The sequence below is a fragment of the Immundisolibacter sp. genome (assembly GCF_014359565.1).
Lineage (GTDB): Bacteria > Pseudomonadota > Gammaproteobacteria > Immundisolibacterales > Immundisolibacteraceae > Immundisolibacter.
The window spans coordinates 14,441-32,781 of sequence record NZ_JACIZD010000011.1 but is presented as its reverse complement, the minus strand read 5'-3'; the positions used below and the strand labels follow the sequence as shown (position 1 = coordinate 32,781).

General features: G+C 66.3%; 13 protein-coding genes, 1 tRNA gene, 2 pseudogenes and 1 CRISPR repeat array. Of the genes and pseudogenes, 10 read left to right on the top strand and 6 right to left on the bottom strand.

Annotated features, from left to right (window positions below):
• Positions 1-15: 15 nt before the first annotated feature.
• The 9 genes and pseudogenes from H5U26_RS11375 (at position 16) to H5U26_RS11340 (ending at position 11,778) form a co-directional block, all read left to right on the top strand.
• Complete coding sequence (locus H5U26_RS11375; protein WP_290619745.1) at positions 16-792, top strand: DNA adenine methylase; 777 nt, start codon at positions 16-18, stop codon at positions 790-792.
• Positions 793-1,028: 236 nt separating this feature from the next.
• Entirely contained in the window at positions 1,029-2,264 is a 1,236-nt protein-coding gene (gene cmr6 / locus H5U26_RS11370) for a type III-B CRISPR module RAMP protein Cmr6 (protein WP_290619743.1), read from the top strand.
• 4 nt (positions 2,265-2,268) lie between these two features.
• Positions 2,269-2,565 (top strand): CRISPR-associated protein Csx16, encoded by a 297-nt coding sequence (csx16, locus tag H5U26_RS11365; RefSeq protein WP_290619741.1) that lies wholly within the window; start codon positions 2,269-2,271, stop codon positions 2,563-2,565.
• Positions 2,566-2,568: 3 nt separating this feature from the next.
• Positions 2,569-3,084 carry a hypothetical protein gene (locus H5U26_RS11360; protein WP_290619739.1) on the top strand — a complete coding sequence of 172 codons (516 nt, stop codon included), beginning with the start codon at positions 2,569-2,571 and terminating at the stop codon, positions 3,082-3,084.
• 110 nt (positions 3,085-3,194) lie between these two features.
• Positions 3,195-3,479, top strand: a complete 285-nt coding sequence (locus H5U26_RS11355; RefSeq protein WP_290619737.1) for a CRISPR-associated endonuclease Cas2 — start codon at positions 3,195-3,197, stop codon at positions 3,477-3,479.
• A gap of 3 nt (positions 3,480-3,482) precedes the next feature.
• The gene (cas1, locus tag H5U26_RS11350; protein ID WP_290619735.1) at positions 3,483-4,472 is read left to right on the top strand and encodes a CRISPR-associated endonuclease Cas1; all 990 of its coding nucleotides are present in this window, start codon (positions 3,483-3,485) and stop codon (positions 4,470-4,472) included.
• A complete protein-coding gene (locus H5U26_RS11345; RefSeq protein WP_290619733.1) occupies positions 4,444-5,199 on the top strand; it encodes a hypothetical protein in 756 nt (251 codons plus the stop codon). Before cas1 ends, H5U26_RS11345 begins: the two co-directional genes overlap by 29 nt.
• Before the next feature lie 43 nt (positions 5,200-5,242).
• A pseudogene (gene cas2 / locus H5U26_RS14945) lies at positions 5,243-5,443 on the top strand (CRISPR-associated endonuclease Cas2); the annotation flags it as partial.
• A gap of 175 nt (positions 5,444-5,618) precedes the next feature.
• Positions 5,619-7,931: direct repeats of the CRISPR family, unit length 36 nt; unit sequence GAACGGACCCAGACCTTATGAAGAAGGGATTAAGAC.
• A 385-nt stretch (positions 7,932-8,316) separates the two neighbouring features.
• Positions 8,317-11,778, top strand: a complete 3,462-nt coding sequence (locus H5U26_RS11340) for a pyruvate carboxylase (protein ID WP_290619731.1) — start codon at positions 8,317-8,319, stop codon at positions 11,776-11,778.
• 116 nt (positions 11,779-11,894) lie between these two features.
• Here H5U26_RS11340 and H5U26_RS11335 read toward each other — a convergent pair whose 3' ends face one another.
• The 4 genes from H5U26_RS11335 to H5U26_RS11320 form a co-directional block, all read right to left on the bottom strand.
• Positions 11,895-12,017 (bottom strand): hypothetical protein, encoded by a 123-nt coding sequence (locus H5U26_RS11335; RefSeq protein WP_290619729.1) that lies wholly within the window; start codon positions 12,015-12,017, stop codon positions 11,895-11,897.
• Positions 12,018-12,236: 219 nt separating this feature from the next.
• Complete coding sequence (locus H5U26_RS11330; RefSeq protein ID WP_290619727.1) at positions 12,237-13,376, bottom strand: epoxide hydrolase family protein; 1,140 nt, start codon at positions 13,374-13,376, stop codon at positions 12,237-12,239.
• Positions 13,377-13,402: 26 nt separating this feature from the next.
• Positions 13,403-14,128: a serine protease gene (locus H5U26_RS11325; RefSeq protein WP_290619725.1), complete on the bottom strand. Its 726-nt coding sequence runs from the start codon at positions 14,126-14,128 to the stop codon at positions 13,403-13,405.
• Positions 14,129-14,203: 75 nt separating this feature from the next.
• Positions 14,204-14,280 (bottom strand) — tRNA-Val (locus H5U26_RS11320).
• Positions 14,281-14,479: 199 nt separating this feature from the next.
• Between H5U26_RS11320 and H5U26_RS11315 the strand changes: the two genes are divergently transcribed.
• A complete protein-coding gene (locus tag H5U26_RS11315; protein WP_290619723.1) occupies positions 14,480-15,832 on the top strand; it encodes a TrpB-like pyridoxal phosphate-dependent enzyme in 1,353 nt (450 codons plus the stop codon).
• A gap of 52 nt (positions 15,833-15,884) precedes the next feature.
• On the opposite strand, the pseudogene H5U26_RS11310 reads toward H5U26_RS11315, so the two are convergent.
• Both H5U26_RS11310 and uvrB read right to left on the bottom strand, forming a co-directional pair.
• Positions 15,885-16,181, bottom strand: a pseudogene (locus H5U26_RS11310) (YSC84-related protein); the annotation flags it as partial.
• A gap of 77 nt (positions 16,182-16,258) precedes the next feature.
• Positions 16,259-18,289: an excinuclease ABC subunit UvrB gene (gene uvrB / locus H5U26_RS11305; protein WP_290619719.1), complete on the bottom strand. Its 2,031-nt coding sequence runs from the start codon at positions 18,287-18,289 to the stop codon at positions 16,259-16,261.
• Positions 18,290-18,341 lie beyond the last annotated feature (52 nt).

Below are 18,341 nucleotides of genomic sequence, written 5' to 3'. Positions count from 1 at the left end.
AAAAGGTGTGATCGCGTGAAGACCTGCACATTGATTCCATGGCCAGGCGGCAAGAGCCGCCTCGCGCCGCAGCTGATGGAGCTTTTCGATTCGGACCACACGACATACGTCGAGCCCTTCGCGGGTGCGGCAGCCATGCTGTTCCTGCGGTCCGAGCCCGCCAAGGTCGAAGTGCTCAACGATATCAACGGCGAACTGGTGACCCTGTACCGCGTGGTGAAGCATCACCTGGACGAGTTCGTCCGCCAGTTCCGCTGGCAACTGGTGGCACGCGAGGAATTCGAACGGCTGCTGGCCAGCGCGCCGGCCACGCTGACGGATATCCAGCGCGCTGCGCGGTTCCTCTTCCTTCAGAAGACGAGCTTCGGCGCCAAGGTATCCGGCCAGACCTTCGGCACCGACGCCGGCAGCCCGCCCCGCATCAACCTGCTGCGGCTCGAAGAGGATCTGAGCGCGGCGCACCTGCGCCTGGCTCGCGTCACCATCGAGCACCTGCCCTGGGATGCGTGCGTTGCCCGTTATGATCGGCCCGGCACGTTCTTCTTCTGTGACCCGCCGTACTGGCAAACCGAGGGCTACGGCGTCCCGTTCGGCCTCGACCAATACCAAGCCCTGGCGCGGACGCTTAGGAGCCTCAAGGGCCGCGCACTGCTGACAATCAACGACCACCCCGACATGCGGGAAGTGTTCGCCGGATTCCGCCAACGCCGACTCACCACCAGGTACACCATCGGCCGATCAGCGGCCACCAAGAAGGCACCCCGCTACGAGCTGGCAGTGATGAACTGGTGAACGACCATCGAGCCGGTACGCCCCCGACGTGCCGGCTCGATGGTCATGCCGCCATTGCAGCATCCGCAATTTAGCTACGCACAGCGCAAAATGCAGGCCCAGCCATTTATTGCACCAAACAGCCCGATTTATCGCGCGCCGCTACACGCGAAGATCAGGAGCGTGAGGTAACCACGCGGGCCGCCAAAGGTAGCCGGCAAGCACAGGAAGTCGCAGCGCTGCTCGAGCGAGAAGGCATGGACGCAACCATTGCCCAGCTAATCAGTCAACAGCGCTTGCCGGAGCTGTGGAACAAGAACGACTCTGCCGCGCGCGAAGCCTGGAAGAAGGTGACCCGCCTGACTGCCTCCGATCGCGCATCCATGAGCGCGCTGGGAAGCCGACAGCAACGACTGTTCGACATGGTTACAGCCGCCGAAGGACTGTGCCTGGATGCCAGAGCTACCGCGCCCTTCACCACCGGCCTTGGCAACGAACACCCGCTGGAAAACGGGTTTGCCTTCCTGAATCCCTATGGCCTGCCGTATCTTCCGGGCTCCGGCGTCAAGGGCGGGCTGCGCCAGGCGGCGCGGGAGCTGGCCAGCGGCGATTGGGGTGACGCAGCCGGCTGGCGGCCCGATGACGACAAGCCGTTTTCCGTGGTGATACAGAAAAAGGTTGTCGCGCTGTCAATGTGCGACGTGCTGTTTGGCCCCGTAGCGTCTGGCAGCGACTCAGACCACGTGCGCGGCGCGCTGAGCTTCTGGGACGTGATCCCCCGGATCGCCGGCGACAGCCTATTGGTCGAAATCATGACCCCGCACCAGTCGCACTACTACCAGCAAAAACCGGAGCGCAAGTCAGGAGACAGCGTCACTCCCCACGACTCCGGCCAGCCCACACCCATCAGTTTCCTGACCGTGCCGCCGGGCTCGGACTTCAGCTTTCACGTCATCTGCGACAGGGCACACCTGGGTCGCCTGGCGCCGGCGCTGCTCGAAAACGACGCCGATGGCAAGCCGCAGTGGCAGAGGCTGCTCACCGCAGCCTTCGAACACGCCTTCGAATGGCTCGGCTTTGGCGCCAAGACGGCAGTGGGGTACGGCGCCATGACACGGGATCGGCAGGCAGAACAGCGTCGCGAAAGAGAGCGGATCGAACACGAGGCGCGACAACAAGCCGAGCTGGCAGCACAGCGCGAGGCCCGGGAGCATGCAGAAGCACTGGAAAGAATGAGTCCCATCGAGCGATCCATCGCCGAGTTCCTGGACCAGCGCCCGGATAAGAATCAACCTGAACTTTCGGCGGTCATCGGCGCCGTCAAGCAGGGCCGCTGGCAGGGCGAGGACAAGATCGCCGTGGCTCGCTGGCTGGAAGCCAGAATGCGGGAGGCGAAAGGCCAGTGGAAGGAATCCAGCCAAGCCAAAAAGCCCGAGAAGGACAAGGACTACCAGAACACCCTGCTGGTGAAAGCCTGGCTGGGCGGTAAATGACGCCATGACCACCTTCTTCGTCTCCCGCCATCCCGGCGCGGCGGCCTGGGCGCAGGCGCAGGGTCTGGCCGTGGACCGGCTGCTGGCGCACCTGGACCCGGCCGAGGTCGGCGCCGGCGATACCGTCATCGGTACCCTGCCGGTGAACCTGGCCGCGGCGGTTTGCAGCCAGGGCGCGCGTTACGTGCACCTGGCACTGGACCTGCCGCCGGACTGGCGCGGGCGGGAGCTGAGCGCCGCCGACATGGCCGCCTGCGGCGCGCGGCTGGAGGAATACTGCGTGCGGCGCGTGGGGAGTTGAGCAATGGACGCGCTGCGCGCCTTCATCGCCGACTGGCTGGACCCCATCGGGGTCGTGCTGGGCTTGCTGGCGCTGGTGCCCATCGTGTGGACCTGGTGGGATGTGGTGTTCGGCCGCCGTCGGCGCGAACGGCGCTGGTTCAACGCCATCCGCCGCCAGCCCGGCGAGCGCCCGGCCATCCTGATCGTCGACCTGTTGGCCGGCAAGGACGTGCGGGCCAGCGTCGAGAATTTCCGCCGCCAGCAGCCGGCGCTGGCCGCCATTCCCGATGAGCGCATCCTGGTGGTGCGGCGCGACCGGGCCATCACCGCGCAGGACATGCCCGACCTGCACCGCGAGCTGCGCCACGTCGCAGCGCAACTCCTGAAAGCCGGCGCCGACTGCATCCATTATTTTCATGCCGGACCGGCCGTGGTGGCGGCGCTGGTGGGCGCCGAGTTCGCCAACGGCGCACGGCTGCTGCTTTATCACCACGAAGCCGGCCAATACAGCAATTTCGGCCCGCTGCGTCCGGCCTGACCGGGCCCGGATGAACGACCAGCCGGTGCTGCGGGTCCGCAAGCTTGCCGCAGCGGGCGGCCGCCGGAATTCGTGATTCGATACCGGCTTCCTGCCACCGGGAGCCCACCATGCCCGACCGTGCCCTGCATCTGGCCGCCTACGACGTGGCCTGCCCGCGCCGGCTGCAAGCCGCGCTCGATCTGGTGCGCGCCTACGCCACCGGCGGTCAGAAATCCGTCTACGAGTGCTTTCTGACGCCGGCCGAGAAAGGCGCCCTGCTGGCCGACATGGCCGCCTTGCTGGACAGCCGCTGCGACCGCTTCTTCCTGCTGCGCCTGGACCCGCGCGCGCAGACCGTGGCGCTGGGTTGCGCCGTGCCGGCGGTCGACCCGCCGTTTTTCTACGCCGGCTGACCGATGGGCACCCTGTACCTGGACCGCAAGGGCCTGGAAGTGACCCACCACGCCGGCCGACTGCGTCTGCGCACCGACGGCGGCCCGGCGCAGGACGTGCCGCTGGCGCTGCTCGAGCGGGTGGTCGTCACCAGCGCCGTGCGCACCGACAGCAGTGCGCTGGGGGCATTGGCCGAGCGCGGCATCGGCGTGCTGCTGCTTGGCCCCCGCAGCGGCGAGCGGGTGGCCATCGTCCATGGCCGTCCCCATCAGGACGCCCGCGTGCGGATCGGTCAGATGCGCCTGGCGCAGGACCCGGCCTGGACGCTCGCCACCGCGCGTCGCCTTCTGGCCCACAAAGTGCGCCGTCAGTGGCGCCTGCTGTGTCAGGTCAGACGCCAGCGGGCCGATCAGTCACGCCATCTGACCAAAAGCATCGACACTGTGTACGCCCTGCTGCCGGCGCTGGACCAGGCCGGCGACCTGGCCACGCTGCGCGGTCTGGAAGGGGCTGCCGCCGCAGCCCACTTTCGCGCCCTGGCCGGGGTCATGCCGCCGACGCTTGGCTTTACCGCCCGCCGCCGCCGACCGCCGCCGGATCCTGTCAACGCGGCCCTGTCGCTCGGCTACACGCTGCTGCATTTCGAGGCCGTGCGCAGCGCCTACGGCGCCGGGCTGGACCCGTACATCGGCTTTCTGCACGGCCTGGCCTTCGGCCGCGAATCGCTGGCCAGCGACCTCATCGAACCGCTGCGCCCGCGCCTGGATGGCTGGCTGTGGCGGCTGTTTGCCGAACGCACCCTGCGCGCCGATCACTTCCACACCGAGGCCGGTCGCTGCCGCCTGGGCAAGGCCGGCCGGCAGGCCTTCTTCGTCGCTTACGAACAGTTCGCTGCGCCGCAGCGTCGGGCACTGCGCCACCTGTGCCGGCGCCTGGCCGCCGCCGCGCGCGCCGCCTGTCCAGCCGCCCTGACCGAGAACCCCGATGGGACCGAGCAAGACGCTTTACCTTGACGGCCGCAGCACGTTGATCGTGGAGCGCGCCGGCCCGGCGCTGCAAGTCACGGCGGGCGATCTGGCACCCGTGTGGTACCCCTTCGCCCGCCTGTCCTACATCCTGTGCCGCGGCCCGGTCGGCTGGCGCGGCGATGCCTTGCAGGCATGCGTCCAGCAGGGCCTGGTGGTGGCCTTTCTGGACCTCGATGACCGCTGCACCGGCATTGCCAGCGGTGTACCGGCCGATCACCTGGGCCTCGGCGCGCGCCTGGAAATGGCCGCCGCGCGCCCCGACTGGGAGCAGCGATACCACACCTGGCTCATGGCGCAGCACCATCGCCGCGCCGCCTACACCTGCCGGGCGCTGGGCTGGCCCGAGGATGTCCTGCGCGCACACGGCCTGCGTCAGCGTCTGCACCAGGCCGTGCAGGCGCGTCTTGGCGCCCAGGCCGACAGCTGCCAGCAGCGCCTGAACAGCCTGCTGCGGGCCGACATCGCAGCGGCGCTCACGCGCGCTGGACTGGCGCCCGACCAGCTTGCCGGCCTCGGCCCGGCCGGGCATCTGGCGGACGATTTGCAGAGTCTCCTGCAATGGCCGTTGCGGGGGAAACTGCTCACCGCGCCGGTGCCCATGCAGGCCGACAACCTCGCCGCCGCCGCCGCCATCTACCACCGATCCCTGCAGCCGGGCCTGGTGGCTACATGCCGACGCCTGATCGCCAGCCTGTTCAGCCTCGGCCTGTGAGCCGCCACCGGCCCGGTCCAGCACAACCGCCCCCCAACATCCGATGAACACCCAGACCTGGCTCATTGCCTACGACGTTCGCGAACCGCGCCGCCTGGTGACCCTGCACCGTGCGCTCAAGAAACAAGCCCTGGCCGTGCAATACTCGGTATTCGTCGGGCGCTTCACGCGCCGCGGTATTCGCCACCTGGTAGCCACCATCAACAGCATCATCGCCCCACAAGACGACGTGCGGCTGTACCCGCTGCCACAGCGACCGGACTGGGTGTTCTACGGCCGCAGCGCCCTGCCGGAAGCCGTTTACCTTCTGGAGCAGGGTCTTGACGTGCTGGCGCCAACCCCTGACCCCTCGGGGCGGTCGAACCATCGTCAACCCCCGGCACAACTGACTGACCTGAAAGGAGGGAATATACGGAGCTGAACGGACCCAGACCTTATGAAGAAGGGATTAAGACGAATATCTGGTTGCCTATTTATTCTGTAGAATAGAACGGACCCAGACCTTATGAAGAAGGGATTAAGACGCCGCCTGCGCTGCGTCGTAGGCGTCGGCCAGGGAACGGACCCAGACCTTATGAAGAAGGGATTAAGACGCGCTCATTTGTCCATCCTGGCGAGCGCAGCCGAACGGACCCAGACCTTATGAAGAAGGGATTAAGACGGAAGCGCCTCGGCGATCTTCACCGGCCCGAGCGAACGGACCCAGACCTTATGAAGAAGGGATTAAGACGCAGAAACGCCCGAAGCCGAGCTTGCCGCATGGGAACGGACCCAGACCTTATGAAGAAGGGATTAAGACCGAAGTTGATGGACGAAGCGCTGAACGTGATGGAACGGACCCAGACCTTATGAAGAAGGGATTAAGACCTCAAGTCGTTCTGCGGCCTCTCGCAAATCCTGAGAACGGACCCAGACCTTATGAAGAAGGGATTAAGACCTACCACGATGAGAACGTCGCCGGTCATCAGGGGAACGGACCCAGACCTTATGAAGAAGGGATTAAGACCCAGCGGAGATATACCCCGTCCAGGCCCGTGAGAACGGACCCAGACCTTATGAAGAAGGGATTAAGACGGAATCTAGGCGGGTATGGCGTCGAATGCCGCGAACGGACCCAGACCTTATGAAGAAGGGATTAAGACCGAGACAATCCCCTGACCGAACAAGGTAAAGGAGAACGGACCCAGACCTTATGAAGAAGGGATTAAGACCCAATATCCCACGGCTGTGAGAAGTCTACCGGAACGGACCCAGACCTTATGAAGAAGGGATTAAGACTCGCTAGAGCCGCACAACTTGTCACGCACTCGCGAACGGACCCAGACCTTATGAAGAAGGGATTAAGACGGCGTAGCAGCCAAGGCTGTGGATGAACCCAAGGAACGGACCCAGACCTTATGAAGAAGGGATTAAGACCTCGGTCGCGTCAAGGCCTTCCACGTCGTTTTCAGAACGGACCCAGACCTTATGAAGAAGGGATTAAGACCAAGGAGCGAGCTCCGTTACGCATGGTGTTTCGAACGGACCCAGACCTTATGAAGAAGGGATTAAGACGCGAACGTGGCGATGGCCTTGCTGTAACCTTCGAACGGACCCAGACCTTATGAAGAAGGGATTAAGACGCGGTTTGCGTCCGCGATTGGTCCGCTTTGGCGGAACGGACCCAGACCTTATGAAGAAGGGATTAAGACGGGAGGAAGGGAATTTATTCGTCGGCCGGTACTGAACGGACCCAGACCTTATGAAGAAGGGATTAAGACCGAGTATCGTGAGGCACTAGGCAACAAGACCAGAACGGACCCAGACCTTATGAAGAAGGGATTAAGACTCAGTACACCCAGGGTGCATACGAAACTCAAGAGAACGAACGGACCCAGACCTTATGAAGAAGGGATTAAGACTCGGTCCGGGGCTATTTGGTGTATGGCAAAGACCGAACGGACCCAGACCTTATGAAGAAGGGATTAAGACCCTTTCGGCTGCGGCGGTCTACCTTCTTCTCAAGAACGGACCCAGACCTTATGAAGAAGGGATTAAGACCTTGAGACACCCTTGAGCCTGTTCACCAGGGAGGCGAACGGACCCAGACCTTATGAAGAAGGGATTAAGACCCTTGGCAGCGTGCGGTCCAGCCTTCGCAAAGGGAACGGACCCAGACCTTATGAAGAAGGGATTAAGAAGCAAACGTGGCGATGGCTTTGCTGTAGCCTTCGAACGGACCCAGACCTTATGAAGAAGGGATTAAGACGCCTCGCGCTTTGCTTGCGTGTCTGGCAGGTCGCGAACGGACCCAGACCTTATGAAGAAGGGATTAAGACTGGCGGCCAGCTCTTGCTTAGTCATGGTTTTTAGAACGGACCCAGACCTTATGAAGAAGGGATTAAGACTCAGCTCGCGGGTGAGGTTGTCGAGCAGGGCCAGAACGGACCCAGACCTTATGAAGAAGGGATTAAGACGCCGCCACCCGCTTGGGTCCGCCCAGTCCATCGAACGGACCCAGACCTTATGAAGAAGGGATTAAGAAACGAAAGAAAGTAATCATTTACCATGCTCCACGTGAACGGACCCAGACCTTATGAAGAAGGGATTAAGACGCGCACAAGTACAGCGCCCCTTCGATAATAGCGGGAACGGACCCAGACCTTATGAAGAAGGGATTAAGACCCGTAGGGGCGACGCATGCGTCGCCCCTACCCGGTCGGGCCGAGGCCTTATGAAGACGGGATGAGGGCGGCATAGGAACACGGCATGCCGCGCCCCCAACGGGGCCGGGCACAGGCTTCGTCAAGACGAGAAGGGCGCCAGACCGTCCGCCGGGCCGGGCGCGGGGCGGACGTGTGGCACGCGGCGGTGCGGCAGCGTCGCGGGCGCCATGCGTGGTGGTGGTGTGAGCCTGGGCGTGGCGGCGGGGTGGGTGGGCGGCCGGTGCGTGGGTGCCGTCAGGGGCGTCGCCCGGACACGACTGACGCGTCGGCGGCATCGGGACGGCGGCACGCGGGCGGCGGCGGGCGGTCTGGCATCGCTGTTGCTGGGTGTTTTGCTGGATAGAATCGCGCGTCCGTTGCATGCACAGCGCGGTCTGCCCGTGCCCCCATAGCTTCCCCGAGGTCGACATCCATGCCGAAATCCGGCAGCAAACACCCCGCGCCGCGCCGCTTCCGCAAGCTGCTGGTGGCCAATCGGGGCGAGATCGCCATCCGCGTGTTTCGTGCCTGCACGGAAATGGGCATCCAGACGGTGGCCATCTACTCCGAGCAGGACCGCCTGCACCTGCACCGTTACAAGGCGGACGAGGCGTATCTGGTCGGCGTTGGCAAGGAGCCGGTGCGCGCCTACCTGGATTTCGACGAGATCATCGAGCTGGCGCGCTCGCGCGAGGTGGACGCCATCCACCCCGGCTATGGCTTCCTGTCCGAGAACGCCGACTTCGCGCGCGCCTGCGAGGCGGCGGGCATCGTTTTCGTGGGGCCCTCGTCGCAGGTGCTCGAATCGATGGGCGACAAGGTCTACGCCCGCGACGTCGCCATCCGCGCCGGCGTGCCGGTGATTCCCGGCACCGATGGCGCCGTCCAGACGCAGGCCGAGGCGCTGGCCTTTGCCGCCGAGGCGGGCTATCCGCTGATCGTGAAGGCGGCCATGGGCGGCGGCGGGCGGGGCATGAGCATCGTGCGCGACGAGGCCGGCCTGCGCGACGCGCTGGCCCGCTCGCAGGCCGAGGCCCAGGCGGCATTCGGCAGCGCCAAGGTGTTCATCGAGCGCTATCTGGAAGGCCCCAAGCACATCGAGGTGCAGATCCTGGGCGACCGCCACGGCAACCGCGTGCATCTTTTCGAGCGCGACTGTTCGGTGCAGCGGCGCCACCAGAAGGTGGTCGAGATCGCCCCGGCCATCACGCTGAGCGAGGCCACCCGCGCGGCGCTGTGCGCCGACGCGCTCAAGATCTGCGCCGCGGTGGACTACAGCAACGCCGGCACGGTGGAGTTCCTGCTCGATCGCCAGGGCCGGCATTACTTCATCGAGGTCAACCCGCGCATCCAGGTCGAGCACACCATCACCGAGCTGATAACCGGCCGCGATCTGGTGCAGGCGCAGATTCGCGTCGCGGAGGGCCATCGCCTGGATTCGGACGCCATCCGCATCCCGAGCCAGCAGGCCGTCGAGCGGCGCGGCTGCGCCATTCAGGTGCGCATCACCACCGAGGACCCGGCCAACAACTTCGCGCCGGACACCGGCCAGATCACGGCCTTTCGGGCCGGCGAGGGCTTCGGCATCCGGCTGGACGCCGGCTCGGGTTTCGAGGGCGCGGTGGTGTCGCCGCACTACGACTCGCTGCTGATCAAGGTGTCGGCCTTCGCGCTGGATTTCGACCAGGCGGCGGCCAAGGCGCTGCGCGCGCTGCGCGAGTTCCGCATCCGCGGCGTGAAGACCAACATTCCGTTTCTCGAAAACGTGTTGCAGAACGAGACCTTCCTGAAAGGCGAGTGCGACACCACGTTCATCGAGGACCACCCGGAACTGTTCCGCTTCCGGCCGCGCCAGGACCGCGCCAACAAGCTGCTGGCCTACCTCGGGGACGTGATCGTCAACGGCGCGCCGGAGGTGGACCGCGCGCTGATCCCCAAGCGCGTGCATGCCGCGCCGCTGCCGAAAGTGACGCATGAGGCACCGCCGACATCGCCGGCCTTCGAGGTGTTTCAGGCGCATGGCGCGGCTAGTCTTGCGCGCTGGGTGTTGGCGCAAAAGTCGGTCCTGCTGACCGACACCACGTTTCGCGATGCGCACCAGTCGCTGCTGGCCACGCGCGTGCGCAGCTACGACATCGAGCGCGTGGCGCATGCCACGGCGCACCTGACGGCCGGCTTTTTCTCGCATGAGATGTGGGGCGGGGCGACGTTCGATGTTGCCTACCGTTTTCTGCACGAGGACCCGTGGCAGCGCCTGCGCCGCCTGCGCCGGCGCATGCCGGGCACGCTGCTGCAGATGCTGCTGCGCGCCGGCAACGCGGTCGGCTACGCCAATTACCCCGACAACGTGGTGGCGCGCTTCATCGAACTGGCGGCCGGCAACGGCATCGACGTGTTTCGCATTTTCGACTGCCTGAACCAGGTCGAGAACCTGCGCCCGAGCATCGACAAGGTCGTCGAGTGCGGCAAGATCGCCGAGGCCGCCGTTTGCTACAGCGGCGACATCAGCGACGGCAGGCGCCTGAAGTTCACGCTGCCGTACTACGTGGAGCGGGCACGGCAGATCGCCGGCGCCGGCGCGCACATCCTGGCCATCAAGGACATGGCCGGCCTGCTGAAGCCCGACGCGGCGCGGATTCTGGTCACGGAGCTGAAAAACGCCGTCGACCTTCCCGTGCACCTGCACACGCACGACACCGCCGGCAACGCCGTGGCCACGCTGCTGGAGGCGGCGCGGGCCGGGGTGGACATCGTCGACGGCGCGCTGTCGTCCATGTCCGGCACTACCTCGCAGCCGTCGCTGAACGCACTGGTCTATGCCCTGGCCAGCGGCGAGCGGGCGACCGGCATCGATCCGCACGGCCTGCAGGCGCTGGCCGATTACTGGGAGGTGGCGCGCGAGGCCTACGCGCCGTTCGAGTGTGGTCTGAAGGCCGGTTCGGCCGACGTCTACGAGCACGAAATGCCCGGCGGTCAGTATTCGAACTTCCGCACCCAGGCCATCTCGATGGGTCTTGGCGAGCGCTGGGACGAGGTCAAGCGCGCCTACCGCACGGTCAACGACATGCTGGGCGACATCGTCAAGGTGACGCCCTCGTCCAAGGCAGTCGGCGACATGGCGCTGTTCATGGTGCAGAACGACCTGACACCGGACGACGTCATCGCCCGCGGCGCGGAACTGGCGTTCCCGGATGCCTTCGTCGATCTGCTGGCCGGGCGCATGGGCCAGCCGGATGGCGGCTTTCCCAAGGCGCTGCAAAAGGCGGTGCTCAAGGGCGAGAAGCCGCTCAAGAAGCGCCCCGGCGCGCTGCTGAAAGCCTACGACTTCGAGGCCGCGCGCAAGGCCGCCGGCCATCGCAAGCTCAGCGACGAGGACCTGGTGGCACAGGCCATGTTCCCGCAGGTGTTCCGGGACTACGCGCGTTTCGTCGAGCGCTGCGGGGACGTGTCGGTCATCGACACGCCGATCTTCTTCTATGGCTTGAAGCCGGGCGAGGAAGGCGTGGTCACCATCGAAGAGGGCAAGACGCTGATCGTCAAGCTGCTGGCGATTGGCGAACTGGAACCGGACGGCACGCGGCAGGTGTTCTTCGAGCTCAATGGCCGCCGCCGCGACGTGGTCATCCAGGACCGCTCGGTGGCCGGCAAGCGCCAGCAGCGCGAACGGGCCGACCCGGACAACGCCAACCACATTGCCGCGCCCATGGCCGGCAAGATCGCGGCGCTGCACGTGCGGGAGGGCGAGGCGGTGGCGGCCGGCGCGCGGCTGGTCACCACCGAGGCCATGAAGATGGTCAATCTGGTGGCGGCGCCACATGCCGGCCTGGTCAAGCGTCTGGCGGTGCAGGTCGGCGACACGGTGCGCGCCGGCGACCTGCTGTGCGAGCTGGGTTGAGCGGCCGCCCTGCGGTGTAGGGGCGCTGCTTTGCTGCGCGATGGCGCCGAAAACATCGCCCGGCATAGCTGGGCTCCTACAACAGGAGCGCCGTTTCGCGGTGGCCCGGCGGCTTTTCAGCCCGGCCAGTTCTGGATTGCCTGCCAGGCCGGGCGGGCGGCCAGGCGCTCCAGATACCGATGCAGGGTGCCCGGCAGGGCGAAGCCCGCATCGCGCAGCGTCGCCAGGTGCGGCAGCATCACCAGATCGGCCAGCGTGTAGCGGCCGAGCAGGTAATCGTTGCTGCCTTGTGTCCTGTCCCGTCAAAAACCGGCAATTAACGTGCTTGCCAACGCGGCATCTTGGAACCGGAGAAGCCGCGATGAGAACTGGGCTGCTGCCGGTTTCGACGACACCTGGCTAAGGTGGAAAATGAAACCGGATTCCGCTGCGCTGCGTCCAGGTACATTGCTTGAAATTCAGCGCTGGGAGCGGAAGCAGGTGCGCACTTCGTCCACGAACACCTGCGGGCGTTCCAGGGCGGCGAAGTGCCCGCCGCGGTCCAGTTCGTTCCAGTGGATCAGGTTCGTGTAGTGACGCTCGGCCCAGCGCCGGGAGGCGCGAAAGATTTCCTTCGGGTAGATGCTGACGCCGGTCGGCAGCGCGATGTCGAACCGCGACAGGCTGCGGAAGCTCTCCCAGTAGAGTCTGGCCGAGGATGCGGCGCTGGCCGTGCACCAGTACAGCATGATGTTGTCGAGCATTTCGTCGCGGGTGAGCACGTTTTCCGGGTGGCCGTCGCAGTCGGTCCAGGCCTGGAATTTCTCCAGAATCCACGCCGCCTGGCCGCTGGGTGAATCGACCAGGCCGTAGCCCAGCGTCTGTGGGCGGGTGCTTTGCTGTTTCGAGTAGCCGGAGTCCTGCTCCACGTAGTACTGCATGGCGGCCAGGGCGCCTTGTTCCAGGGGCGACAGGTCGTTCATGGTCGCCGGGTCCGGCTCCACGATCGGCATGTTGATGTGGATGGCCCGGCAGTTGCCCAGATTCTGCTGGCCGATGGACGCGGTGACCGCGGCGCCCCAGTCGCCGCCCTGGGCAAAATATCGGGAATAGCCAAGCCGCAGCATCAGCCGGTTCCACACCTGCGCGATTTTTGCGATGCCCCAGCCGGTGTGCGCAGGCTTGCCGGAAAAGCCGTAGCCGGGCAGGGCGGGGCAGATGACGTGGAAGGCGTCGGCCGCGTCGCCGCCGTGCGCGACCGGATCGACCAGCGGTTCGATCACCTTGTGGAACTCGACGATGGAGCCCGGCCAGCCGTGGGTGATCAGCAGCGGCATCGCCTGCGGGTGTGGCGAGCGCTGATGGATGAAGTGGATGTCGAGGTCGTCGAGCCGGGTCGTGAACTGGCTGAAGCGGTTCAGGCGCCGCTCGCTGGCGCGCCAGTCGTAGCCTTCGCGCCAGTAGCGGCACACGTCCTGCACGTACGCCAGCGGCACGCCCTGCGACCAGTCGTCGACGGTTTCCCTTTCTGGCCAGCGGGTGTTTTGCAGGCGCCGGTGCAGGTCCGCGATGACCGAATCGTCGACATGAATCGAGAACGGCGTGATGGCGTCGTGCATGGCGACCTCGCGTGTGTGGGCAGGGGCTAGTCCCCGGCCGTCAGCGTGAGCAGGATATCTGCGTACCAGGCGCAGTTCAGGCCGAGTGTTTCGTCCATGTCCTGGTCGCGGTTGCCGATGTCCAGGCGCGCCGAGTGCACGCCCAGCAGCGTCCACGGCAGGTCGGTGTCGTTTGGCGTCGTGCGCATCACCACCGGCGCGCCGCTGAGGCCGCGGTGGGTGCGCGCGTCGGTGAGGAAATAGCCCTGGCCCTGAAAGCGCATGCCGAACGAGGACGCGATCACCGCCTGGCGCACCACCGGCAGGTGGTGCAGGGTGTCGTGAAAGCCCAGCGGAAAGCCCACCACCAGCACCGAGGTGCCGACTTCCACCTCGTTGAGCGAGCTTTGCAGGTGCTGCGGTGTGAAGCAGCACAGCGGCACCGTCGGCGGCAGGGCCGAGCGGTCGAGTTCGATCACGGCCACGTCGATGTCGCCGCCGGCATCGGCGCCCTGGCGCCAGACGGCTGTGCCGTCTTGGTACAGCGGGATCGATAGCACACTGGAGGCGGCCAGGTTCTGCAGATCGGTGTGGAATTCGATCTCGACGCGGCTGGGCTCGTGGCCGCTGGGCGTATCGATCACCACGTGGCGACTGGTGACCAGGAACAGGCGCTCGTCGCGGGCAAAGAAGAATCCGCTGGCGCCGGTCAGCAGCCGGTCGCCGTCGAAGGTGCAGATCCGCACCGTGGTCAGTAGCAGCGGTTCGATCATGGGCGCTCCGGTTTACGGCGGCCTGAAACAAAAAACCCGCAAGTTCGACACTGTTCGAACTTGCGGGTTTTGTTCTGGTAGGCGCGATTGGACTCGAACCAACGACCCCCACCATGTCAAGGTGGTGCTCTAACCAACTGAGCTACGCGCCTAAAAAGGGCGCGAACATTAGCACAGGGGCCGCCCCGGCGACAACGCAACCGCCCACAGGCGGGCTTCATGGCGCCGCCGGCAGAATCGCCGGGAAGCCCGTCACGACCGGCCGGTGGATGCGGCTGCCGCCGGGCGCAGTGGCGCTCAGGCCGTGTTCCGGCATATGTTCCGGCCTCACGCCGCAGGGGAGAACACGCCATGACCGATACCAAGTTCCTGCTGCCCGAGTCGGCCATCCCGACCCACTGGTACAACGTGGTAGCGGATTTTCCGGCCCCGCCCGAGCCGCCGCGCGGACCGGACGGAAAGATTCTGGCGCCGGATGCGCTGTCGGCCATCTTCCCGCCAGCCCTGATCGAGCAGGAGATGTCCGCCCAGCGCTGGCTGCCGATTCCGGACGCGGTGCGCGACATCTACCGCCTGTGGCGGCCGGCGCCGCTGTACCGCGCGCACCGCCTGGAGCAGGCATTGGGCACCCCGGCACGGCTCTACTACAAGTACGAGGGCGTCAGCCCGGCCGGCTCACACAAGCCCAACACCGCGGTGCCGCAGGCCTGGTACAACGCGCAGGCCGGCGTGCAGCGCCTGACCACCGAAACCGGCGCCGGGCAGTGGGGCTCGTCGCTGGCCATGGCCGGCCAGATGCTGGGCGTCGAGGTGCGCGTGTACATGGTGCGCGTCAGCTACGACCAGAAGCCGCACCGCCGCTCGATGATGCGCACCTGGGGCGCCGAGGTCATCGCCAGCCCCAGTCCGCACACCGCCGCCGGCCGGGCGATGCTGCAACAAGACCCCGACTCGCCGGGCTCGCTGGGCATGGCGATCAGCGAGGCGGTCGAGGAAGCTGCCGGCCGCGCCGACACCAACTACGCGCTCGGCTCCGTGCTGAACCACGTCATGCTGCACCAGACCGTGATCGGCCTGGAGGCGAAGACGCAGATGGCGCTGGCCGGCGATTATCCGGATGTGGTGATCGCCCCCTGCGGCGGCGGATCGAACTTTGCCGGGCTGGCATTTCCGTTCGTGGCCGACAAGGCCGCCGGCCGGCAGGTGCGCCTGCTGGCGGTGGAGCCGGCGTCCTGCCCCACGCTGACGCGCGGCGCCTATGCCTACGACTATGGCGATACGGCGGGCCTCACACCCATCATGCGCATGTATACGCTGGGGCACGATTTCGTGCCGCCCGGCATCCACGCCGGCGGCCTGCGCTACCACGGCAGCGCGCCGCTGGTGGCGCAGCTGCGCCACGCCGGCATCGTCGAGGCACGCGCCGTGCCGCAGCTGGCCACCTTCGAGGCCGGCGTGCTGTTCGCCCGCAGCGAGGGCATCATCCCGGCGCCGGAGTCCAACCACGCCATCCGCGCCGCCATCGACGAAGCACTGGAGGCGAAACAGGCCGGCGAGCCGCGGGTGATCCTTTTCAACCTGTCCGGCCACGGCCATTTCGACATGGCCTCGTATGACCGCTATTTCGCCGGGGAACTGCGCGATTACGACTACCCCGAAACCGCCATCGCGGACGCGCTGAAGCGGCTGCCGACGGTCGGCTGAGCGGTCAGACACGCGGGCCGGGTCCCGCCCCGCGGCCCGGCATCAACGGCCGTCAGCGCTCGATGCGGGATATCTTCGTGTCCCCGATGGTGAGCCCCGCCATCAGCCCCTGCTGGCTGAAGCTGAAGGCATACGCATCATCCTTGAGCGTGGAGGTAGACAGATTCTTGGCTGCTCCCTCGTCGACCAGCACCGGCGTCGGCCCGACGCCGAGCACCCAGCCCTTCGTCTCACGCAGGTGGTTCAGCGCCGCGCCGGTCACCAGAAACACCACCTAACCGTACGACTGCGCGCCGGCCTGCAGGCCCCACGACCCGGACACCGAGTGGTAGCAACCGTCGAGCCGGGAACGTTCCCCTGGGGATGGGGGAGCGTCAAGACGCAAGCGTTTCCTTGAGCCCCACGAGCGGGGCCCCGTCCGTTGAGTTACGGCAGGACGACATCCACCGCCCCGCCGCGCAGGGCCAGCTCGCGGATGGCGTGGATGCGATCGCGCACCTGCGCCGCCTGTTCGAATTCCAGGTTCTCGGCGTGGCGGTACATGTCCTGTTCCAGGCGGGCGATGAGCTGGCCGATCTGGCGCGGCGACATGGCGCCGTAATCGGCGGCGTCTTCGGCCACCTTGGCCACCCGGCGGCGTTCCTGGGCCGGTTCCTTGCGGCCGATGTCGAGCAGTTCGCCGACGGCCTTTTGCACGCCGCGCGGGGTGATGCCGTGCTCGGCGTTGTAGGCGATCTGCTTGGCGCGGCGGCGGTCGGTCTCGGCCAGGGCGCGCTGCATGGAGCCGGTGATGCGGTCGGCGTACAGGATGGCCCGGCCGTTCAGGTTGCGCGCGGCGCGGCCGATGGTCTGGATCAGCGACTGTTCGGAACGCAGGAAGCCTTCCTTGTCGGCGTCCAGGATGGCCACCAGGGCCACTTCGGGCATGTCCAGGCCCTCGCGCAGCAGGTTGATGCCGACCAGCGCGTCGAAGGCGCCCAGGCGCAGGTCGCGGATGATCTCGGACCGTTCCACGGTCTCGACGTCGGCGTGCAGGTAGCGCACACGCACGCCGTGCTCGGACAGGTACTCGGTCAGGTCCTCGGCCATGCGCTTGGTCAGCGTGGTGATCAGCACGCGCTGGTCGGCGGCCGCGCAGCGGGTAATTTCCGACAGCAGGTCGTCCACCTGCGTGGCCACCGGCCGGATTTCGACCTCCGGGTCGACCAGGCCGGTCGGGCGCACCACCTGTTCGATGACGGTGGACGTGCGGCCGAGTTCGTACGGCCCCGGCGTGGCGGAAACGAAGATGGTCTGCGGCGCCAGGCGCTCCCATTCCTCGAACTTCAGCGGCCGATTGTCCAGCGCCGAGGGCAGGCGAAAGCCGTAGTCGACCAGCACTTCCTTGCGCGAGCGGTCGCCGCGGTACATGGCGCGCAGCTGCGGGGTCATGACGTGCGCCTCGTCCACCACCAGCAGGGCGTCGGGCGGCAGGTAGTCGAACAGGGTCGGCGGCGCCTCGCCGGGGCCGCGGCCCGACAGGTAGCGCGAGTAGTTCTCGATGCCGGAGCAGTAGCCGAGCTCCTGCAGCATCTCCATATCGAAGCGCGTGCGCTCCTCCAGGCGCTGGGCTTCCAGCAGCTTGCCGGCGGCGCGCAGGGCGGTCAGGCGCGGGCCAAGTTCCTGGCGAATCTGCTCCACTGCCGCGCGGATGGTGTCCTTGGGCGTGACGTAGTGGGTCTTGGGGTAGATGGTCAGGCGCGGCACGCGGCGCTGGATGGCGCCGGTCAGCGGGTCGAAGTAGGCCAGCGACTCGATTTCGTCATCGAACAGCTCGATGCGCACGGCGTCGGTCTCCGACTCGGCCGGGAACACGTCGATGATCTCGCCGCGCACGCGGTAGGTGCCGCGCGTTAGGTTCAGGTCGTTGCGCGTGTACTGGAGCTCGGCCAGGCGGCGCAGGATGGCGCGCTGGTCGATGCGCTCGCCGCGCGACAGGTGCAGCACCATGCTCAGGTACATGCGCGGGTCGCCCAGGCCGTAGATGGCCGACACCGACGCCACCACGATCACGTCGCGCCGCTCCAGCACCGCCTTGGTGGCGGACAGGCGCAGCTGCTCGATCTGCGCGTTGATGGAGGCGTCCTTCTCGATATAGGTGTCGGACGCCGGCACGTAGGCTTCCGGTTGGTAGTAGTCGTAGTAGGAGACGAAGTACTCGACCGCGTTGTGCGGAAAGAAATCCCGGAACTCCGCGTACAACTGCGCCGCCAGGGTCTTGTTGTGCGCCAGCACCATGGTCGGGCGCTGCACCGCCTGGATGACGTTGGCAATGGTGAAGGTCTTGCCCGAGCCGGTGACGCCCAGCAGCACCTGCGCGTCCTCGCCGGCCTGCAGCCCCTCGATCAGGCGGGCGATGGCCTGCGGCTGGTCGCCGGCCGGCGCGTAGGGACTGACGAGTTGGAACGGTTGGCTCATGGGGTACGCTGGCGGCGGGCAAACTCGTATATTAGCCGCCCTTTTTTTGCCG

Excerpts from the sequence above, each read along its gene's own strand:
- cmr6 (WP_290619743.1), top strand. The coding sequence starts at position 1,029 with ATGGACGCAACCATTGCCCAGCTAATCAGTCAACAGCGCTTGCCGGAG.
- csx16 (WP_290619741.1), top strand. The coding sequence starts at position 2,269 with ATGACCACCTTCTTCGTCTCCCGCCATCCCGGCGCGGCGGCCTGGGCG.
- H5U26_RS11360 (WP_290619739.1), top strand. The coding sequence starts at position 2,569 with ATGGACGCGCTGCGCGCCTTCATCGCCGACTGGCTGGACCCCATCGGG.
- H5U26_RS11355 (WP_290619737.1), top strand. The coding sequence starts at position 3,195 with ATGCCCGACCGTGCCCTGCATCTGGCCGCCTACGACGTGGCCTGCCCG.
- cas1 (WP_290619735.1), top strand. The coding sequence starts at position 3,483 with ATGGGCACCCTGTACCTGGACCGCAAGGGCCTGGAAGTGACCCACCAC.
- H5U26_RS11345 (WP_290619733.1), top strand. The coding sequence starts at position 4,444 with ATGGGACCGAGCAAGACGCTTTACCTTGACGGCCGCAGCACGTTGATC.
- H5U26_RS11340 (WP_290619731.1), top strand. The coding sequence starts at position 8,317 with ATGCCGAAATCCGGCAGCAAACACCCCGCGCCGCGCCGCTTCCGCAAG.
- H5U26_RS11335 (WP_290619729.1), bottom strand. The coding sequence starts at position 12,017 with ATGCTGCCGCACCTGGCGACGCTGCGCGATGCGGGCTTCGCCCTGCCG.
- H5U26_RS11330 (WP_290619727.1), bottom strand. The coding sequence starts at position 13,376 with ATGCACGACGCCATCACGCCGTTCTCGATTCATGTCGACGATTCGGTC.
- H5U26_RS11325 (WP_290619725.1), bottom strand. The coding sequence starts at position 14,128 with ATGATCGAACCGCTGCTACTGACCACGGTGCGGATCTGCACCTTCGAC.
- H5U26_RS11315 (WP_290619723.1), top strand. The coding sequence starts at position 14,480 with ATGACCGATACCAAGTTCCTGCTGCCCGAGTCGGCCATCCCGACCCAC.
- uvrB (WP_290619719.1), bottom strand. The coding sequence starts at position 18,289 with ATGAGCCAACCGTTCCAACTCGTCAGTCCCTACGCGCCGGCCGGCGAC.